Raw genomic sequence first — 18,730 nt, forward strand, 5'->3', positions numbered from 1 at the left:
ATACCTGTGGTGGTGCCCCTTCGTGTCCCGTTGGGGGTACAATTTGGCTGTTTGAACGCGCCCGCGCAGGGCTATTCATCTTCCTGCCGGGTCCTTCTGAAGCCATACCCCACAAAGCGAATCAACACCCTCCATCGTGGACAATCAACTGAAGCAGTTTGCGCAATCTTCGCAACTCGCCGGCGGCAACGCCTCCTATGTCGAGGACCTGTACGAGCAGTACCTGGTCTCCCCGGATAGTGTCGATCCCAAATGGAAAACCTACTTCGATGGCTTCAAGGGCCGTGAAGCAGGTGACATTCCGCACTCGGCCGTCATCTCCCACATCGCGGACGCGGCCAAGGATGCGCTGAAAGCTGGCACCGGCAGCGGTGCGGGCGACGAGCGCGAGCGCAATGTCGGTCGTCTGATCACCGCCTACCGCTCGCGCGGCCACCTGGACGCCCGCCTCGATCCGCTGGGCCTGGCCGCGCCGGTCAACACGCCGGACCTGGGCCTGCCGTTCCACAGCCTGTCCGATGCCGATCTCAACAGTGAGTTCAGCACCGGCGGCGTCGGCGGCCAGCCGCGCATGAAGCTGCGCGACCTGCTCGCACGCCTGAAGGCGACCTACACCGGCTCGATCGGCGCGGAGTTCATGCACATCTCCGAGGTCGAGCAGCGCCAGTGGATCTACAAGAAGCTGGAAGCGGCCGGTGGCAACTACCAGCTGGACGCTGACACCCAGCGCCGCACCCTGGAGCGCCTGACCGCGGCCGAAGGCCTGGAGCGCTACCTGCACACCAAGTACGTCGGCCAGAAGCGCTTCTCGCTGGAAGGCGGCGACTCGCTGATCCCGATGATGGACACCATCATCCGCAGCGCCGGCAAGGATGGCGTCAAGGACGTGGTGATCGGCATGGCCCACCGCGGCCGCCTGAACGTGCTGGTCAACACCCTGGGCAAAAATCCCCGCAAGCTGTTCGACGAATTCGAAGGCAAGTTCGAACACGACGAGCACGCTTCGGCCGGCGACGTGAAGTACCACATGGGCTTCTCCGCCGACGTGGCCACCGACGGTGGCCCGGTGCACCTGGCACTGGCGTTCAACCCGTCGCACCTGGAAATCGCCGACCCGGTCGTGGCCGGTTCCGTGCGTTCGCGCCAGGAGCGCCGCAAGGACACCGCACGCAAGCAGGTCATGCCGATCCTGATCCACGGCGACGCGGCCTTCTCCGGCCAGGGCGTGGTCATGGAGCTGTTCCAGATGTCGCAGGCCCGCGGCTTCGCCGTCGGCGGCACCGTGCACATCGTGGTCAACAACCAGGTCGGCTTCACCACTTCCAACCCGCTGGATACGCGCTCCACGCGCTATGCCACCGACGTGGCGAAGATGATCGCCGCCCCGGTGCTGCACGTGAACGGCGATGATCCGGAAGCCGTCGTGTTCGCCGCGCAGCTGGCCTTCGAGTTCCGCCAGAAGTTCGCCAAGGACGTGGTCATCGACCTGATGTGCTACCGCCGTTGGGGCCACAACGAGGCCGACGAGCCGGCGATCACCCAGCCGCTGATGTACCAGGTGATCCGCAAGCACCCGACCACCCGCGAGATGTATGCCGAGCAGCTGGAAAAGGCGGGCGTGATCGCCGCCGGTGCCGGCAAGGCCATGGTCGATGCCTACCGCGAGAAGCTGGACGCGGGTGAAGTGACCACCGAGCTGGCCAAGGTCGAGAAGACCCCGCCGAGCAGCCCGCTGTTCGTCGATTGGCCGAAGCTGCTGGAAGGCAAGCTGTCCGATCCGGTCTCGACCAAGGTCGAGAAGAACAAGCTGGTCGAGCTGGCCAAGCTGATCAACACCATCCCGGACGAAGTGCAGCTGCACTCGCGCGTGGCCAAGGTCTACGACGACCGCCGCAAGATGGCCGCCGGCGAGATTCCGGGCGACTGGGGCTTTGCCGAGAACCTGGCCTACGCCACCCTGCTCGACGAAGGCCATGCGCTGCGCCTGGTCGGCCAGGACGTCGGCCGCGGTACGTTCACGCACCGCCACGCGATCCTGCACGACCAGAAGACCGACAACTACTACATGCCGCTGCGGCAGCTGGTGGATTCGCCGGAGAAGGCCACCGTCATCGACTCGCTGCTGAGCGAAGAAGCGGTGATGGCCTACGAGTACGGTTTCTCCACCACCGATCCGAACACGCTGTGCATCTGGGAAGGCCAGTTCGGCGACTTCGCCAACGGTGCCCAGGTGGTGATCGACCAGTTCATCGCCGCCGGTGAAGCCAAGTGGGGCCGCATTTCCGGCCTGACCCTGCTGCTGCCGCATGGCTATGAAGGACAAGGCCCGGAACACAGCTCGGCGCGCCTGGAGCGCTTCCTGCAGCTGTGCGCCCTGGAGAACATGCTGGTTGTCGTGCCGTCGACCCCGGCGCAGGCCTTCCACATGCTGCGTCGCCAGCTGCACATGACCACCCGCAAGCCGCTGGTGGTGATGTCGCCGAAGTCGCTGCTGCGCCACAAGCTGGCCGTGTCGACCCTGGACGAACTGGCCAATGGCGAGTTCCAGCACCTGATCGGCGACGCCAATGCCGATGCCAAGAAGGTCAAGCGCGTGGTGCTGTGCTCGGGCAAGGTCTACTACGACCTGCTGGAAGACCAGACCAAGCGTGGCCAGGACGACGTGGCGATCATCCGCGTGGAGCAGCTGTATCCGTTCCCGCGTGCGCTGCTGGCTGCCGAGCTGAAGAAGTACGGCAAGGCCACCGACGTGGTGTGGACGCAGGAAGAACCGCAGAACCAGGGCGCGTGGTACCAGATCCGCCACCACCTGCAGTTCTGCCTGGCCGATGGCCAGAACCTGCACTACGCCGGTCGCGCACGTTCGGCGTCGCCGGCTGCCGGTCACATGGCTGACCACGTCCGCGAGCAGCAGCAGCTGATTGCCGACGCACTGGTCAACCCGTTCAACGACACGTTCGCTGAATAATCCTCCCCCTATTTAGAAGACAAACCAGGAAGCTCCCGCAATGGCCACCGAAGTCAAAGCCCCGGTACTGCCCGAATCCGTCGCCGACGGCACCATCGCCACCTGGCACAAGAAGGTGGGCGACGCCGTCAAGCGCGACGAAAACCTGCTTGACCTGGAAACCGACAAGGTCGTGCTGGAAGTGCCGTCGCCGGTTGACGGCGTGCTGAAGGAAATCAAGTTCAAGGAAGGCGATACCGTGACCTCCAGCCAGGTCGTGGCGATCATCGAAGAAGGCGCCGTGGCTGCGGCTCCGGCTCCGGCCGCTGAAGAGAAGAAGGCTGAAGCCGCACCGGCCGCCGCTGCTCCGGCCGCTGCCGCCGCTCCGGCTCCGGCTGCCAAGTCGGCCGCCGACACCCTGCCGCCGGGCGCCCGCTTCACCGCCATCACCGAAGGCGTGAACCCGGCCGACGTCGACGGCACCGGCCGTCGTGGTGCAGTGACCAAGGAAGACATCGTCAACTTCGCCCGCAACGGCGGCGCCGGCAAGGCCGGTGGCGCACGTCCGGAAGAACGCGTGCCGATGACCCGCATCCGCAAGCGCATCGCCGAGCGCCTGATGGAGTCGAAGAACTCCACCGCCATGCTGACCACCTTCAACGAAGTCGACCTGTCCAAGGTGTCGGCGGCGCGCAAGGAGCTGCAGGACGAGTTCGTCAAGGCCCACGGCATCAAGCTGGGCTTCATGAGCTTCTTCGTGAAGGCCGCTGCCAACGCGCTGCAGCGCTTCCCGCTGGTCAACGCCTCGATCGACGGCGACGACATCATCTACCACGGCTACTCGGACATCTCGATCGCCGTGTCGACCGAGAAGGGCCTGGTCACGCCGGTCCTGCGCAACGTCGAGCGCATGTCGTTCGCCGACATCGAGAAGACCATCGCCGACTACGCCAAGAAGGCACGTGACGGCAAGCTGGGCCTGGAAGAACTGCAGGGCGGCACCTTCACCGTGACCAACGGCGGCACCTTCGGTTCGCTGCTGTCGACCCCGATCATCAACCCGCCGCAGAGCGCCATCCTGGGCATGCACGCCATCAAGGAGCGTCCGATCGCCCAGAACGGCCAGGTCGTGATCGCGCCGATGATGTACCTGGCGCTGTCCTACGACCACCGCATCATCGACGGCAAGGACTCGGTGCAGTTCCTGGTGGACATCAAGAACCAGCTGGAAAACCCGGGCCGCATGCTGTTCGGCCTGTAAGAAACCTCCCGCCCCTCCGCGCCTGCGCGGAGGGGTTCTGGTAATGCATCAAGGAATAATTCAATGGCTGAACAATTCGACGTCGTCGTCATCGGTGCCGGCCCGGCCGGTTACCACGCTGCCATCCGCGCGGCCCAGCTAGGCCTGAAGACCGCCTGCATCGACGCAGCGCTGGGCAAGGACGGCAAGCCGGCCCTCGGCGGCACCTGCCTGCGCGTGGGCTGCATCCCGTCCAAGGCGCTGCTGGATTCCTCGCGCCAGTTCTGGAACATGGGCCACATCTTTGGCGACCACGGCATCAGCTTCAAGGATGCCAAGATCGACGTCGAGGCGATGATTGGCCGCAAGGACAAGATCGTCAAGCAGTTCACCGGCGGCATCGGCATGCTGTTCAAGGCCAACAAGGTCGCCACCTACTACGGCTTCGGCCAGCTGCAGCCGGGCAACGTGGTCAAGGTGAAGCAGCACGACGGTTCGGAAGTCGAGCTGAAGGGCACCAACGTCATCATCGCGGCCGGTTCGGATTCGATCGAACTGCCGTTCGCCAAGTTCGACGGCGAGACCATCGTCGACAACGTCGGCGGCCTGGACTTCACCGAAGTGCCGAACCGCCTGGCGGTGATCGGTGCCGGCGTGATCGGCCTGGAACTGGGCAGCGTGTGGAAGCGCCTGGGCGCTGAAGTCACCATCCTTGAGGCCATGCCGGAGTTCCTGGCGGCTGCCGACGCCGAAGTGGCCAAGGCCGCTGCCAAGGAATTCAAGAAGCAGGGCCTGGACATCAAGCTCAATGCCAAGGTCTCCAAGACCGAGATCACCGGCAAGGGCAAGAAGAAGGAAGTCATCGTCACCTACACCGACGCGGAAGGCGAAAAGACCCTGACCGTGGACAAGCTGCTGGTGGCCGTCGGCCGTCGCGCCGCCACCAAGGGCCTGCTGGCCGAAGGCACCGGCGTGAAGATCAACGAGCGTGGTCAGATCGAAGTCGATGCGCACTGCCACACCGGCGTCAACGGCGTGTGGGCGGTCGGCGACTGCGTGCGCGGCCCGATGCTGGCGCACAAGGGCTTCGAGGAAGGCATCGCGGTGGCTGAGCTGATCGCCGGCCTGCCGGGCCACGTCAACTTCGACACCATCCCGTGGGTCATCTACACCGAGCCGGAACTGGCCTGGGTCGGCAAGACCGAAGCCCAGCTGAAGGCCGAAGGCATTCCGTACAAGGCCGGCAGCTTCCCGTTCGCCGCCAACGGCCGTGCAGTGGCGATGATCGAGCCGGCCGGCTTCGTGAAGATCCTGGCCCATGCCGAAACCGATCGCATCCTCGGCATGCACCTGGTTGGCGCCAACGTCTCCGAACTGGTGCACGAAGGCGTGCTGACCATGGAGTTCAGCGGCTCGGCCGATGACCTGGCCCGCATCTGCCACGCCCACCCGTCGCTGTCGGAAGTGATCCACGACGCCGCGATGGCGGTCAGCAAGCGCGCCATCCACAAAGCGAACTGATCTGCATCATGGTAGGTGCCGACCGTTGGTCGGCACTCACCTGCAGAAGAAAAACCCCGCCTCGGCGGGGTTTTTTTTGTTGGCTGCCCTGGTGTAGAGCCGAGCCCACGCTCGGCTGCGCATTTGGTGGTCCGTGATGGCCTAGCCGAGCATGGGCTCGGCGCTACGCCTTTCCAGCCGGCTTCTTCGGTGGATCCTCACAGACCCGATGCTGCACCACCGTCTCGCCGACCTTCCATTCCTTGGTGACCCGGCAGCGCTCCCTGGCCTCGGGTACCGCCAGAGGCTTCGCCCCCGCAGCATTCGCTTCGTCGGCACCGGCTGCCTGCTGGCGCTCCAGCCACACCGAAGGCAGTGCTGGAGGTGCGGCCAGTACCGGGCCGGCCAACAGGGCCAGACCGACCAGCACCACCGCCCTCATGCGGGCACCGCCCGGCCACCAAGCAGGCGCGCGGGCAGCATGAACAGCGCGCGCAGGAACGCGAACAGCGCCGAGAAGGTGATGCCGACCAGTCGGAACGGCAGGCTCAGCAGCCACACGAACGGCCAGGCGATCAGGGCGAGGATCGCCAGCGGCCAGCACAGTACGAACAGCAGGCACCACACGCCGAGCGCGAACAGGGTCTTCATCACGGTCTCCTTGGGGCGGCACCCTGCCGCCTGCGGACACCTTGGCGCCCTGCCCTGGCGCCGGCAAACGGTTTGCGACGAAACCGGGCTGGGGGCGATGAAACCGATCCAGCGCAGTGCAACGCCAAGCCCACGCCCGGCTGCGCTTCGTGGCAACCGCATGGAACCCGCGCTGACAGTGGCTCCTGCCGGTGCCTTGGCTCTCAGCGCCCGGTGGCGGTTGCCGGCCAGCGGCCGGCGTGACTGTTATTCGAACGAACCGACCGAATCGTGGGCCAGGTTGTCGAAGCGGGTGTACTCACCGAAGAACTTCAGCTTGCACGAGCCAGTCGGGCCACCACGGTGCTTGCCGATGATGATTTCGGCCAGGCCCTTGTCCGGCGAGTTTTCCTTGTTGTAGTAGTCGTCGCGGTAGATGAACACGATCATGTCCGCGTCCTGCTCGATTGCGCCCGATTCGCGAAGGTCGGCCATCACCGGGCGCTTGTCGGTACGCGTTTCCAGCGAGCGGTTGAGCTGGGAAAGCGCGATCACCGGCACGTTCAGTTCCTTGGCCAGTCCCTTCAGCGAACGCGAGATTTCCGAGATTTCGGTCGCGCGGTTCTCGCTGTTGCCCGGCACGCTCATCAGCTGCAGGTAGTCGATCACCACCAGGCCCAGGTCATGCTCGCGCTTGAGGCGGCGGCACTTGGAACGCAGCACTTCAGGCGACACGCCCGGCGTGTCGTCGATGAAGATCTTGGTCTCCTTCAGCATCTTGATCGCGCTGGTGACGCGGCTCCAGTCCTCGTCTTCCAGCTGGCCGGTACGCAGGCGCTGCGCGTTGATGCGGCCGTTGGAGGAAATCAGGCGCATCGCCAGCTGCGATGCCGACATTTCCATCGAGAACACCGCCACGCCCTTCTTCGACTTGATGGCCGCGTACTCGGCGATGTTCAGCGCGAAGGTGGTCTTGCCCATTGCCGGGCGCGCCGCGAGGATGATCAGGTCGGTCGGCTGCAGGCCAGCGGTCATCGCATCGAAATCGTTGTAACCGGTCGGCAGGCCGGTGATGTTGCCGCCGTTCTCGAAGCGGTTGCGCAGCTCCTCGAAGGCATCCTTCAGTGCACCGGGCATGGCCACGAAATCGGTACGGCCACGCGCACCCTGTTCGGCGATTGCAAACACGCTCTTTTCCGCCGAGGCCAGCAGCTCGCTGCTGTCACGCCCCTCCGGCTGGAAACCGTCGTTGACGATGTCGGTGCCGACCTGGATCAGCTGCCGCAGCACCGCCTTGTCGCGCACGATCTCGGCGTAGGCCACGATGTTGGCAGCTGACGGCGTGGTACTGGCCAGTTCGATCAGGTAGGCGCCGTCCCCCACCAGTTCCATCTTGCCCTGCGATTCAAACCACTCGCCCAGCGTTACCGCATCGAACGGCCGTTCGCGCTCGGACAGCTCGCGGATCGCACGATAGATCATCTGGTGATCGCGACGATAGAAGTCGCTTTCGGTCAGCTGGTCGTTGACACGGTCATACGCCTCGGGCGCCAGCATCAGGCCACCCAGCACCGCCTGCTCGGCTTCCACCGAATGGGGTGGTACCCGCAACTGGTCGATGCGCGACTCGTCGCGATCGCGATCGAAGCCATCACCGCGCTCTCTGCGGTTGGAACGGAAGCCGGGACGAGCGGACATGCTGCGGTGTTTCCTGCAAAAGTGGACCAGATGAGTGTAGGCATGTGCCGACCCCGGCAGCCATGGACAAACCTGTGGATAAGCCGTGGGAAAACGGGGGATATCCGCCGGTACCTGGCCAGACTGGCGTGAGGGCGTCGCACTGCCTGCGACGGACGCCGTTGCGGCGCCCGAGCGGGACATTATCGCAGATCAACGCTCGGGGTCGGATCCCCTTCGACGCAGGGGACTCTGACCCCGCAGGCGTCAATCGCCCTTGACGTGCACTGCGATCAACGCCAGGAACCGGTCCACGTAACCCTGCAGGAACTTCTGCGTGCCTTCGTTGTGGATCTTGCCGTCGGCATCGATCAGGCCGTCCTTGAAGTGGATGAATGCCTCGGGCTGGCCCAGCACATGCATGTCCAGGAAGGCCAGGCAGTTGCGCAGGTGCTGCTGGGCCACGGCGGTACCGATCTGGCCGATGGAGGCGCCGATCACCGCCGCCGGCTTGCCGGCAAACGCACTGTCACCGTACGGGCGCGATCCGATATCGATGGCGTTCTTGAGCACGCCAGGCACCGACCGGTTGTACTCGGGTGTCACGAACAGCACCGCGTCGGCGGCGCGCACCTGGTTCTTCAGCCGGGTGCCCTGCGGCGGATAATCGGCGTCGAAATCCTGGTCGTACAACGGCAGATCGCCGATCTGCACGTACTGGAAGCGCGCGCGATCACCGGCGAGCTTCTCCAGCGCATGGGCCAGCTTGCGGTTGCAGGAATCCCTGCGCAGGCTGCCAACGAACACGGCGATGGTGGGGACGGACATCGGGACATACTCCTCACGGTGCGGGAGGCCCAGCCTAGTCGCCAGGCCCGTGCCATCCGGTGAAGATCAGCCGCCGGTCACGCCGGTCACGCCGGTCACGCCGGTCCGCGCCTGCCGCCAATGCGCCTGCCAGGCCTGGAACATCAGCACGTTCCACAGGTGGGTATGCCACTTGCGCTGCCCCCCCAGGAACTGCTGCCACAGCGGCTGCACCGCCGCCGCCGACAGCACGCCCTCACGCTCCAGCCGCGCCGGCTGCAGCAGGTCCTCTGCCCAGGGTCGCAGGTCGCCCTTCAACCAGTCACTGACCGGTGCGCCGAAGCCGCGCTTGGGACGGTGCACCATTGAATGCGGCACGTAACGGCCCAGCACGCGCTTGAGCAGCACCTTGCTGGTCGTCTCACTGCGCTTGAAGCCCAGCGGCAGCGACCAGGCGAACTCGGCCACGCGCCAGTCCAGCAATGGCGCGCGCGCCTCCAGACTGACCGCCATCGAGGTCCGGTCGACCTTGCACAACAGGTCATCGGGCAGGTAGGTCACGAAATCGGCCAGCATCATCGCATCGGCCGGTGTCCCCGCGCCGTGCAGCGGATCGGCCAGGTCGTAGAAGCTGCCGGCGGCCTGCGCGCCGGGCACCGCCGCGGCCGGGTCGCGCCAGCGCGAGATGCGGTTGCGGTAGACGTCGCCGATGCCACGTGCGCCGGTCTCGGCCAGCAGCGCCGCCAGGCCACCTGTCCGCGAGGCCTCGCCCTGCTGCTGCGAGCGTGCGCCCATCCAGCGCCGCAGCGGCCCCGGCACGCGTCCGAGCATCTGCCAGTTGCGCAGCGCGCGTACATACCGGGTGTAGCCGAAGAACAGCTCGTCGCCACCGTCGCCGGACAGCGCGACGGTCACGCCCTGCCGCGCCAGCCGTGCGACCAGCGCGGTCGGCACCTGCGACGCATCGGCAAAAGGCTCATCGAACATCGCCGGCAACTGCGGCACCACGGCCAGCGCGTCGGCGCCACTGACGTACAACTCGGTGTGATCACAGCCGAGGTGAGCCGCCAGCTCCCTGGCCAGCGGTGCTTCGTCATGTCCCGAGTCGGTGAAGCCGATACTGAAACTATGCACCGGCTGTCCGCTCTGCGCCTGCATCAGCGCCGCCACCAGCGATGAGTCCGTGCCGCCGGACAGGAATACGCCGACCGGCACGTCGGCCACCATGCGCAGCGCCACCGCATCACGCAGCAGCGTGTCCAGCTGTTCCTCGGCCTCTTCGATGCGGCCCTGGAACGGGGCGGCCAACGCCGCCTGCATGCGTGCGCGCGCATCCCAGTACGGGCGCTGTGCCTGCTCCGGGCGGTGTGCCGCGGCGCCTGCGGCCACAGCCGCTGCATCCAGCCGCAGCACCCGGCCCGGCATCAGCTTGTAGCAGCGCTGGTGGATGCTGTGCGGCGCCGGGATGTAATCCAGCCGCAGCAGCAAGGTGAGCGCATCGCGGTCGATGTCGTTGTCGAACGCCGGGTGTTGCCAGAGCGCCTTCAGTTCCGAACCGAACACCAGCGTGTCGCCGGCCCAGCCGTAGTACAGCGGCTTCTTGCCGACGCGGTCGCGGGCCAGCCACAGGCAACGCTCCTGGCGGTCCCACAGCGCGATGGCGAACATGCCGTTGCAGCGCTGCAGGGTATCTTCCACGCCCCACTGCAGGATCGCCGCCAGCAGTACTTCGGTGTCGGAATGGCCGCGGAAGGTGTGCCCCAGCGGCTCCAGCTGTTCACGCAGAGCCGCGAAATTGTAGACCTCGCCGTTGTAGGCCATCACGTAGCGGCCGTCCGCCGAGGCCATCGGCTGGTGGCCCAGCGGGGACAGATCAAGGATGCTCAGGCGCCGATGCGCCAGCGCGATGCCCGCCTCGGCATCGACCCAGCTGCCGCCATCATCCGGCCCGCGATGGTGCAGCGCCTGGCCCATGGCCAGCGCCTGCGCCTGCAGCGCCTCGGCCGACGCCAGCGGCGCCGGCAACAACATTCCCGCCAATCCACACATGCATCAGGGTTCCTGCGCCAGGTCGAGGGCGGCGCCAATCACCGCATTGTCGCTTGGAAGCCCGAACATTGCTGCCCCTGCCAGTGGCGTGTAGGTGTCGGCGCCACAGACGCGGCGCAGCGGCAGGTGACCAAAGCCGGCCTCGACCAGCGCCGTGACCACGCCCTCACCCACTCCGCCGCTGTGGCGGCCTTCGTCCAGCACCAGCACCCGCCGCGCGCTCGCGGCCTGGGCCGCGATGAAGCCGGCGTCCAACGGTACCAGCCAGCACAGGTCGACCACCCGCACCTGCCAGCCCAGCTGCTGCTCGATCGCCCGCGCCGCGCGCAACGCCATCGGCACGCCATTGCCATAGGTGTAGATCACCAGGTCTCCGGCCTCCGGTGCATAGACCCGGCCCTCGCCCAGCACCAGCGCCCGGCCCTGTGCCGGGTAGTCGAACAGCCACTGGCCATCCCCCGCTTCGTGCAGGTCCTTGCTCATGTACAGCGCGATCGGCTCCAGGAACACCGCCACGCGCCCATCCACCCGCGCCAGTGCAGCCAGCGTGCGCAGCATCATCACCGCATCGTCGCCGCGCGAGGGGCAGCCGACCACCAGCCCGGGGATGTCGCGCAACGCGGTGATCGAGTTGTCGTTGTGGAAGTGCCCGCCGAAACCCTTCTGGTAGCCCAGCCCGGCCACCCGCACCAGCATCGGGTTGCGGTACTGGTCGTTGGAGAAGAACTGCAGCGAACAGGCTTCACCACGCAGCTGGTCGATGGCGTTGTGCAGGTAGGCCAGGTACTGGATCTCCGGAACCGGCAGCATGCCCAGGTTGGCCAGGCCCTGCGCCATGCCCAGGATCATGGTTTCATCCAGCAGCGTGTTGAACACCCGGCGTGGGCCGAAGCGGCGCAGCAGATCCTTGGTGACGGTGTACACACCGCCCTTCTGAGCCACGTCCTCGCCGAACAGCAGGCTCTGCGGATACTTCGCAAGCAGTTCCTGCAGGCCGTGGTTGATCTGGATCGCGAGATGCCGTGGCGCCTGTCGTTCCGGCAAGGCCTCGGCACCGCCATAGAGTGCCTCGCGCGCTTCGTCGGCGACCTCGCGCCGGGCTTCGGCCTGCACCGCCGCGGGCGTATAGGGTGCCAATGGCGCCATGACCTCCTGCAGCGACTGCAGCTTCGCACTGCCTTCGGCATCGGCAGCGGCGGCCATGCAGCGCGCGCGCATCGTCTCGTAGGCCACTTCGATGGCGGCTGCATCCATCCAGCCCGATTCCAGCGCGATCTGCGCCGAGCGCAACAGCGGATCCTGCGCCTCGGCCGCGCACAATTCCGGCAATGCACGCCATTCCACCTCGAAGTCGGTGCCGGCGTGGCCCATCAGGCGCGTGGTGCGCAGATGCAGGAAGGTCGGTCGCCGCGTCCGCCGGCAGTGGTCCACTGCGGCCTGCACCTGGGCGTGCCCGGTGGCCAGGTCGAGGCCATCGGCAAGGAAATAGTCCAGCCCCGGCTGGTGGCTGAAACGCTCGGCAATCCAGCCGTCCGGCGTCTTCACCGAGATGCCCAGCCCGTTGTCCTCGCAGACGAACAGGATTGGCGCCGGCAGTTTCTGGTAGGCCGCCCACATCGCGGTGTTGAATGCGGTCTGCGCAGTGGCATGGTTGGCCGAGGCGTCGCCGAACGAGCACAGCACGATGCTGTCGGCCGGAATGGGAAGCGCATGGCCCAGCCGCTTGCCGCTCTCGATGGCCAGCGCGGTGCCCAGCGCTTTCGGCAGGTGCGAGGCGATGGTCGAGGTCTGCGGCAATACCCACAATGGCTTGCTGCCCCACACCTTGTGCCGGCCGCCACTGGCCGGGTCATCGGCGCTGGCCGCGAATGAAAGCGCCGCATCGCGCAACGGGTCGATGCCCGGCACCTGGCGCGAGCGCTCGAGCATGAAGGCGCCGGAGCGATAGTGCAGGAATGCGGGGTCGGTATGCCGGCAGGCCCGCGCCAGCAGCGCGTTGCCTTCATGGCCGGACGACCCGATGGTATAGAAGACCTTGTTCTGCACGCGCAATACGCGCGCCATCAGGTCCAGCTGGCGGCTGGCCAGCTGCGAATCGAACAGCTCACCGAAGGCCGCAGCGCTGAGCGTGCTGCCCGGCAGGATCGGCGCGTCCGGCGCAGGACATGCGCGCGGTGTGCCTCGCCAGCCACGCACCGCGTCGAGGAAATTGGCGTCGCACACTTCGGCGCGGTTGAGCACGCGCATGCGCGCAGGAATCGGATCTGGAACCACAGCAAACATCGAACACCCTCCGTGTCGTTGTTGCGTTCCACCCGGCAGCGCCGGGCGCTATCCTGTGGGATCAGGCGGCCTCGAAGCGCGCGCGCACCTCGGCGGTCACCGCTGGCATCGCCACGAAGCGCGGCTGCGCACGCACGCGCTGCAGCCAGGCGCGCACTTCCGGGAAGGGCGCCAGGCTGATGCCGCCCTCGCCTGCCACGTCGGTATAGGCGAACAGCGCAATGTCGGCGATGCCGTATGCGCTGCCGGTGAACCACTGCGCTTCGCGCAGGTGCTGCTCCATCACGGCCAGCGCGGTGGCGGCACGCTCGTGCAGGCGTGGCAGTTCAGAACGGCGCGGTGAATCGGGCGGTGTCCAGCCGCGGATGAAGCGCGCTACCGCCACGCATGGCTCGTGCGTGTACTGCTCGAAGAACATCCAGCTCAATGCCTGCGCGCGTTCCCAACCGTCGGTAGGCAGGTAGGGCGTCCCTTCGGCCAACCAGAACAGGATCGCATTGGATTCAGTCAACACGCGGCCATCGTCGCGGACGATCAACGGCACCTTGGCGTTGGGATTGAGCGCAAGGAACTCGGCGGTGTGGGTCTGGCCATGGGCACTGTCCACTTCCACCCAGCGGTAGCGGCTGCCGAGCTGCTCCAGCAGCAGGCGGACCTTGTGGCAATTGCCGGACACCGACATGCCATGCACCGTCAACGGGACGCGCTCTTCCACCATTGCCTGATTCCTCGGATCCGGCCGGCGGCCAGCTGCACGCAGTCTGGCAAGCCCGCCGGTGAATGCCAAGCGCGGATGCAGCATGCGGACAATCTGTAGAGCCGAGCCCATGCTCGGCTGCTGTGCGCCAAATGCAGCCGAGCATGGGCTCGGCTCTACAACGGCGAACGGCGCTGGCGCCATTGTTCGCGCGACTGGCCCCAGATCTGCATCGGCTTGTCGTTGTACGGCGGCGGCAATTCACCCATGCGCAGCAGCGTGCTGCCGAGCTTGCGCGCGACCGCCCTCGAGTTGTCGTTGTTCTCGGCGATGGTGTGGATCACCTCGTCCCAGCCCAGCGTGTCGAATGCCCAGTCGATGGCGGCAACCGCCGCTTCCGGTGCATAGCCCCGGCCCCAGCTCGCATGCCGAATACCCCAGCCGACCTCGGTTCCAGGCCAGTCCTGCGGCTGCCACGGTCCCATCCGGCCGATCCAGTCACCGCTGGATTTCTCGATCACGCTGAACATCGAGAAGCCGAACAGCTGCCAGGCGCCGGCCAGGCTGCAGAAGCCGCGCCATGCCACCGAGGGCGGTTGAACACCCCCCAGGGTGCGCATCGTTTCCTCGTCGGCACAGAATGCCAGGTACGGTTCGTAGTCCTCGCGCAGCAGCGGGCGCAGGATCAGCCGCTCGGTTTCCAGGCGCAGGTCGAAGATGCTCATGCCGACTCCTTGTCGAAGGGGGGCATCCATCATGGTCGATTCCCTTTCCCCACGGATGAATGCCCGTGCGCACAACGAAACGGGCCGGCATGAGCCGGCCCGTCGGGTGCAGCAGGGTGTTCTGGATTACTGGCGCGTGGCCGCAGTGGCGCCGGCAGCAGCGGTCTGCGTGACCAGCTGGCCATCGACCACCGGCAGGCGATCGCTGGCCGGCTTGTTGTCCATGCGCACGGTCTTCTCGGCGCCATCATAGCGATAGGTCACGTTGTAGCCCTTCACCACATCATTGGTACCCATGGCGATGCGGCTGCCCGGCTTGCTGGCCATGCGCATGGTGCCGGTGGTGCCGTCTTCGTTGCGATAGGTCACGTTGTAACCGGTGACGCGGCTCGACTCGGACGTTGCGGTTTCGGTGTGGCACTGGCGCTCGGTACGATTGACCACGCGACCGCCCACATGGCGCTTGTCGATCTGGTTGCCGATGAAGCCACCGGCCACCGCACCGGCTGCGGTCGCGGCCTTCTTGCCGTTGCCGCCACCGACCTGGTTGCCGAGCAGGCCACCCACCACCGCGCCGACCACGGTACCGCCGACGTTGCCATCACGCTCCGGCAGGCGTTCCTGCACCGTCACGTCCTGGCAGACCTCGTGCGGGGTCTGGGTGGTGGAGGTCTCGCGCACCGGATCGGTGCCGATCACGGTGGCATAGGCCTTCTGCTTCTCGGTGATCGGGTCGACCTTGAGCACATCGGCATATTCCAGCCCGCGCGGCGCCGACGGGTCGAGCTTGTCACCACGTACGCCATCGTCGGTGGCGTTGCCATCGACCAGGCGCGACTCGCCATTGGGGGTTGCGGCGCTGATGGAGTCGGGCGATTTGTCGCCACTCTTCATGAAGGCGGCGGTGGCGATGCCACCCACCAGCAGCGCGCCCGCTGCGACCAGGACAGTTGTAGTTGTGCTTTTCATGACCTGCTCCTTGCGGACCATCCGCAACGTTCTCGGGACAGATTGCAGCATGCGCTGCCTGAACGGAATCTCCACATTTCCTGCTCATTCCTGTAACCCATTCAGCATCGGGAAATGCAGGGCCCGTGGTAGCGTTTGCATATTCCCCACGAGGATCCCCGCCATGGCCAACCCGATGCTGCTGCCAGTACTGCAGTGGGCGCGCCGGCTGCGCTACCCCACCCTGTTCAAGCTCACCGCCGGCCTGTTCGTGCTGACGCTGTTCATCCCGGACCCGATCCCGTTCATCGATGAGCTGGTGCTGGGCTTCGGCACGCTGCTGCTGGCCAACTGGAAGAGCCGCAACGCCACCACGCCACCGCCGCTGGAACAGCGTTGAGCGTGCTGGTCGACAGCCACTGTCATCTCGACGCGAGCGCGTTCGACCCTGACCGTGCCGCGGTGATCGAGCGGGCGCAGGCCGTGGGTGTGCGCCAACAGGTGGTGCCAGCGGTCACCGCTGCCAGCTGGCCGAAACTGCGCGAGGTCTGCCAGCAGGCGCCCGGGCTGTACCCGGCCTTCGGCCTGCACCCGATGTTCCTGGCCGATCACCAGCCTGGGCACCTGCCACTGCTGCGCCAGTGGATCGAGCGCGAACGCCCCTGCGCGATCGGCGAATGCGGCCTCGACTTCTTCGTCGAAGGACTGGATGCCGAGGCTCAACAGGCGTATTTCATCGGCCAGCTGGAACTGGCCCGAGAATTCAATCTGCCGGTGATCGTGCACGCGCGACGCGCGGTGGATGCGGTGATCGCCGCGATCCGTCGCGTCGGCGGCCTGCGCGGCGTGGTGCACAGTTTTTCCGGCAGCCCCGAACAGGCCGCGCAACTGCACAGGCACGGCTTCCTGCTGGGTCTTGGCGGTCCGCTGACCTACGAGCGGGCGCAGCGCCTGCAACGGCTGGTACGCGGGATGCCGCTGGAGCAGCTGCTGCTGGAAACCGACGCGCCCGACCAGCCCGACGCAGGGGTCCGCGGCCAGCGCAACGAACCGGCACGGTTGGCAACCATTGCCCGGCACGTGGCCGCGCTGCGCGGAATAGAGCTGGAGGCCCTGGCACAGGCCACGACAGAGAATGCACGGCGGCTGTTCGCGCTGCCGGCAACGTAAAGGCGGGGGCCAACCTTGGCCGGCACGCTGTAACGACCGCGACGAACCCGATGCCGGCCAGCGGCCGGCACTACCGTCACGCGTCGGCGTAGGCCTCTGTCACCTCGGTTTTCGCCTTCTTCGGCTCCAGCAGCATCTCCAGCGCCTTGCCCACCGCCGCAAAGGCGAACGCGCCGGTGATGTGGGTCGCCGCGCCCAGACCGGCGCCGCAGTCCAGCTTCAACGCCGCATCGGCACCCAGGTTCGGACGAATGCCGCAGACGCTGCCATCGGCCTGCGGGTACTTCACATTCTCCAGCGAATACACCGCCGGCACGCCGAAATAGCGCTTGGCGTTCTTCGGGAAGTTGAACTCGCTGCGCAGCTTCTTGCGGATCAGCGCCAGCATGGCGTCGTGCTCGGTGCGCGAGACATCGCGGATACGTACCAGGGTCGGGTCGGTGCGGCCACCGGCAGCGCCGACGGTCAGCAGCGGCAGCTTGCGGCGACGGCACCAGGCGATCGTCTCGACCTTGACCCGGAAGCTGTCGCAGGCGTCGATCACCAGATCGAACCCGCGGTCCAGCAGCTCAGCCATGTTGGACATCGTCAGGAATGCCTGCACGGCGTCGACGTCGATCCCCGGGTTGATCGCACGGCAGCGCTCGGCCATCGCCTCGGCCTTGTTGCGCCCGTAATTGCCTTCCATCGCCGGCAGCTGCCGGTTGGTGTTGGACACGCAGATGTCGTCGGCATCGATCAGGGTCAGATGACCGACCGCCGAACGGGCCAGCGCCTCCACCACCCACGAGCCGACGCCGCCCATGCCGACCACCGCCACGCGACTGCCCTGCAGGCGCTCGAGCGCACCCACGCCATACAGCCGTTCGATGCCGGCGAAGCGTTGTTTGACCTGTTCGTTCATCGGGCTATTTTAACGTGCAGGTGCCAGCGCCCAAAGCACGTCGGCGTCGAACCCACCGTTGCACGCCTGGAGAGCCCGCATGAACGCCAGCCCGCCCCGCCGCCTGTCCCCTGCCCATCGCTACCTGTTCGTACTGTGCCTGGGCCTGCTGATCGGCTTGGTCGCCACGGTAATGGTGGGCCGCGCCCTGCAGGCGCGTCGCGACCCGTTCCCGGACAGCCTGATGCAGGTGATGCAGCGGCAGTCGCAGCTGCTGCAGCCTGGCCGACAGCGTGCCGCGGCTGCAGGCACTACGCCTGTTGTCCAATGACCTGGACCTGGCGTTCCCCGGGCTGAAGGACAGCACGCAGTTCCAGCAGCACGCCAGCCGACTTCGCGGCAACCTCAACACGGCGCTGGCTGCACCGCCAGGCGACTGCAGGGCCTTGGCCCAGCTCGTGGAAACGCTGCAGGCCGATTGCCGGGCCTGCCACCAGGATTTCCGCTGAGGCGCGTTCATCCTGCAGCCGGGCATCGGGTGCGTGGTTGGCGCGTTGTTCACGTTCAAAGGGAGAGGATTCGTCCACCCTGCTGCATGACGCAGTACCACCCAACATACCCGCCTTCACGGCCAGGAGACGCCCCATGAAGATCCAGCTCATCGCCGCCAGCGCCATCGCTACCCTCGCGCTGGCCGGTTGTGCCACTTCGCCCGGTTACAGTGGCGGTGGTTACAACAACGGCTACAACAACGGCGGCTACGGCAACAACGGCGGCTACAACCAGGGCCGCTGCGCGGACTGTGGCATCGTCACCCGCATCAACACCGTGCCCTCGGGCCGCACCGCGCCCAGTGCGACCGGCGCGATCCTCGGCGGCATCGTCGGCGCCGTGGCCGGCCATGAAATCTCCGACCACACCGGTGGCAGCCGTGGCAACAAGAACATTGCCGCCGCTGCAGGCGCGGTCGGTGGCGCCCTGGCCGGCAATCAGATCCAGAAGAATGTGACCAGCGATACCTACGACATCAGCGTGCGCATGGATGATGGCCGCACCATCGTGGTCAACCAGCGCGACCTGGGTGGCATCCGTGAGAACACCTATGTGCGCGTGGTCAACGGCAAGGTCATCCTGCGCTGACCTGCAGCGGGCCAAAGGCCAAGAAAAAGGCCCG

General features: G+C 66.4%; 16 protein-coding genes and 1 pseudogene. 7 read left to right on the forward strand and 10 right to left on the reverse strand.

Annotated features, from left to right (window positions below; translation table 11 throughout):
* The first annotated feature begins 136 nt into the window (after nucleotides 1–136).
* The 3 genes from ACZ75I_RS12685 to lpdA all read left to right on the forward strand — a co-directional run bounded on the left by ACZ75I_RS12685 (nucleotide 137) and on the right by lpdA (nucleotide 5,708).
* Entirely contained in the window at nucleotides 137–2,968 is a 2,832-nt protein-coding gene (locus ACZ75I_RS12685; RefSeq protein WP_231352199.1) for a 2-oxoglutarate dehydrogenase E1 component, read from the forward strand.
* A gap of 40 nt (nucleotides 2,969–3,008) precedes the next feature.
* Nucleotides 3,009–4,208, forward strand: a complete 1,200-nt coding sequence (sucB, locus tag ACZ75I_RS12690; RefSeq protein WP_053499860.1) for a dihydrolipoyllysine-residue succinyltransferase — start codon at nucleotides 3,009–3,011, stop codon at nucleotides 4,206–4,208.
* 63 nt (nucleotides 4,209–4,271) lie between these two features.
* Complete coding sequence (gene lpdA, locus ACZ75I_RS12695) at nucleotides 4,272–5,708, forward strand: dihydrolipoyl dehydrogenase (protein WP_242894101.1); 1,437 nt, start codon at nucleotides 4,272–4,274, stop codon at nucleotides 5,706–5,708.
* A gap of 163 nt (nucleotides 5,709–5,871) precedes the next feature.
* Here the strand turns inward: lpdA and ACZ75I_RS12700 are convergent, their stop codons facing one another.
* The 9 genes from ACZ75I_RS12700 to ACZ75I_RS12740 form a co-directional block, all read right to left on the reverse strand.
* Entirely contained in the window at nucleotides 5,872–6,129 is a 258-nt protein-coding gene (locus tag ACZ75I_RS12700) for a hypothetical protein (protein ID WP_061477977.1), read from the reverse strand.
* Nucleotides 6,126–6,338, reverse strand: coding sequence for a hypothetical protein (locus tag ACZ75I_RS12705; protein ID WP_014647705.1), 213 nt, complete (start codon nucleotides 6,336–6,338; stop codon nucleotides 6,126–6,128). The genes ACZ75I_RS12700 and ACZ75I_RS12705 overlap by 4 nt, the downstream gene beginning before the upstream one ends.
* Before the next feature lie 246 nt (nucleotides 6,339–6,584).
* Nucleotides 6,585–8,015: a replicative DNA helicase gene (locus tag ACZ75I_RS12710; protein WP_005417526.1), complete on the reverse strand. Its 1,431-nt coding sequence runs from the start codon at nucleotides 8,013–8,015 to the stop codon at nucleotides 6,585–6,587.
* Between the two features lie 246 nt (nucleotides 8,016–8,261).
* Nucleotides 8,262–8,822: an NADPH-dependent FMN reductase gene (locus tag ACZ75I_RS12715; protein WP_346476884.1), complete on the reverse strand. Its 561-nt coding sequence runs from the start codon at nucleotides 8,820–8,822 to the stop codon at nucleotides 8,262–8,264.
* 66 nt (nucleotides 8,823–8,888) lie between these two features.
* The gene (asnB, locus tag ACZ75I_RS12720; protein ID WP_472958014.1) at nucleotides 8,889–10,850 is read right to left on the reverse strand and encodes an asparagine synthase (glutamine-hydrolyzing); all 1,962 of its coding nucleotides are present in this window, start codon (nucleotides 10,848–10,850) and stop codon (nucleotides 8,889–8,891) included.
* Nucleotides 10,851–10,853: 3 nt separating this feature from the next.
* Nucleotides 10,854–13,133, reverse strand: a complete 2,280-nt coding sequence (locus ACZ75I_RS12725) for a thiamine pyrophosphate-dependent enzyme (protein WP_346476886.1) — start codon at nucleotides 13,131–13,133, stop codon at nucleotides 10,854–10,856.
* Nucleotides 13,134–13,194: 61 nt separating this feature from the next.
* A complete protein-coding gene (locus tag ACZ75I_RS12730; protein ID WP_111177393.1) occupies nucleotides 13,195–13,851 on the reverse strand; it encodes a glutathione S-transferase family protein in 657 nt (218 codons plus the stop codon).
* Nucleotides 13,852–14,006: 155 nt separating this feature from the next.
* The gene (locus tag ACZ75I_RS12735) at nucleotides 14,007–14,555 is read right to left on the reverse strand and encodes a GNAT family N-acetyltransferase (RefSeq protein WP_061477983.1); all 549 of its coding nucleotides are present in this window, start codon (nucleotides 14,553–14,555) and stop codon (nucleotides 14,007–14,009) included.
* 126 nt (nucleotides 14,556–14,681) lie between these two features.
* On the reverse strand, nucleotides 14,682–15,524 hold the full coding sequence (locus ACZ75I_RS12740) for a glycine zipper 2TM domain-containing protein (RefSeq protein WP_061478099.1): 843 nt from the start codon (nucleotides 15,522–15,524) through the stop codon (nucleotides 14,682–14,684).
* A 163-nt stretch (nucleotides 15,525–15,687) separates the two neighbouring features.
* Here ACZ75I_RS12740 and ACZ75I_RS12745 point away from each other — a divergent pair, with 163 nt between their 5' ends.
* Complete coding sequence (locus ACZ75I_RS12745) at nucleotides 15,688–15,903, forward strand: DUF6116 family protein (protein ID WP_005417541.1); 216 nt, start codon at nucleotides 15,688–15,690, stop codon at nucleotides 15,901–15,903.
* Nucleotides 15,900–16,673 (forward strand): TatD family hydrolase, encoded by a 774-nt coding sequence (locus ACZ75I_RS12750; RefSeq protein WP_346476887.1) that lies wholly within the window; start codon nucleotides 15,900–15,902, stop codon nucleotides 16,671–16,673. The genes ACZ75I_RS12745 and ACZ75I_RS12750 overlap by 4 nt, the downstream gene beginning before the upstream one ends.
* Nucleotides 16,674–16,749: 76 nt before the next feature.
* Here the strand turns inward: ACZ75I_RS12750 and ACZ75I_RS12755 are convergent, their stop codons facing one another.
* A complete protein-coding gene (locus tag ACZ75I_RS12755; RefSeq protein WP_005417543.1) occupies nucleotides 16,750–17,577 on the reverse strand; it encodes a tRNA threonylcarbamoyladenosine dehydratase in 828 nt (275 codons plus the stop codon).
* Nucleotides 17,578–17,656: 79 nt separating this feature from the next.
* Between ACZ75I_RS12755 and ACZ75I_RS12760 the strand changes: the two are divergent.
* A pseudogene (locus ACZ75I_RS12760) lies at nucleotides 17,657–18,065 on the forward strand (hypothetical protein).
* Nucleotides 18,066–18,201: 136 nt separating this feature from the next.
* Nucleotides 18,202–18,696: a glycine zipper 2TM domain-containing protein gene (locus tag ACZ75I_RS12765; protein WP_005417545.1), complete on the forward strand. Its 495-nt coding sequence runs from the start codon at nucleotides 18,202–18,204 to the stop codon at nucleotides 18,694–18,696.
* Nucleotides 18,697–18,730 lie beyond the last annotated feature (34 nt).

It is taken from the genome of Stenotrophomonas sp. X (assembly GCF_055721025.1).

Excerpts from the sequence above, each read along its gene's own strand:
- sucB (WP_053499860.1), top strand. The coding sequence starts at position 3,009 with ATGGCCACCGAAGTCAAAGCCCCGGTACTGCCCGAATCCGTCGCCGAC.
- lpdA (WP_242894101.1), top strand. The coding sequence starts at position 4,272 with ATGGCTGAACAATTCGACGTCGTCGTCATCGGTGCCGGCCCGGCCGGT.
- ACZ75I_RS12700 (WP_061477977.1), bottom strand. The coding sequence starts at position 6,129 with ATGAGGGCGGTGGTGCTGGTCGGTCTGGCCCTGTTGGCCGGCCCGGTA.
- ACZ75I_RS12705 (WP_014647705.1), bottom strand. The coding sequence starts at position 6,338 with ATGAAGACCCTGTTCGCGCTCGGCGTGTGGTGCCTGCTGTTCGTACTG.
- ACZ75I_RS12710 (WP_005417526.1), bottom strand. The coding sequence starts at position 8,015 with ATGTCCGCTCGTCCCGGCTTCCGTTCCAACCGCAGAGAGCGCGGTGAT.
- ACZ75I_RS12715 (WP_346476884.1), bottom strand. The coding sequence starts at position 8,822 with ATGTCCGTCCCCACCATCGCCGTGTTCGTTGGCAGCCTGCGCAGGGAT.
- asnB (WP_472958014.1), bottom strand. The coding sequence starts at position 10,850 with ATGTGTGGATTGGCGGGAATGTTGTTGCCGGCGCCGCTGGCGTCGGCC.
- ACZ75I_RS12725 (WP_346476886.1), bottom strand. The coding sequence starts at position 13,133 with ATGTTTGCTGTGGTTCCAGATCCGATTCCTGCGCGCATGCGCGTGCTC.
- ACZ75I_RS12730 (WP_111177393.1), bottom strand. The coding sequence starts at position 13,851 with ATGGTGGAAGAGCGCGTCCCGTTGACGGTGCATGGCATGTCGGTGTCC.
- ACZ75I_RS12735 (WP_061477983.1), bottom strand. The coding sequence starts at position 14,555 with ATGAGCATCTTCGACCTGCGCCTGGAAACCGAGCGGCTGATCCTGCGC.
- ACZ75I_RS12740 (WP_061478099.1), bottom strand. The coding sequence starts at position 15,524 with ATGAAAAGCACAACTACAACTGTCCTGGTCGCAGCGGGCGCGCTGCTG.
- ACZ75I_RS12745 (WP_005417541.1), top strand. The coding sequence starts at position 15,688 with ATGGCCAACCCGATGCTGCTGCCAGTACTGCAGTGGGCGCGCCGGCTG.
- ACZ75I_RS12755 (WP_005417543.1), bottom strand. The coding sequence starts at position 17,577 with ATGAACGAACAGGTCAAACAACGCTTCGCCGGCATCGAACGGCTGTAT.
- ACZ75I_RS12765 (WP_005417545.1), top strand. The coding sequence starts at position 18,202 with ATGAAGATCCAGCTCATCGCCGCCAGCGCCATCGCTACCCTCGCGCTG.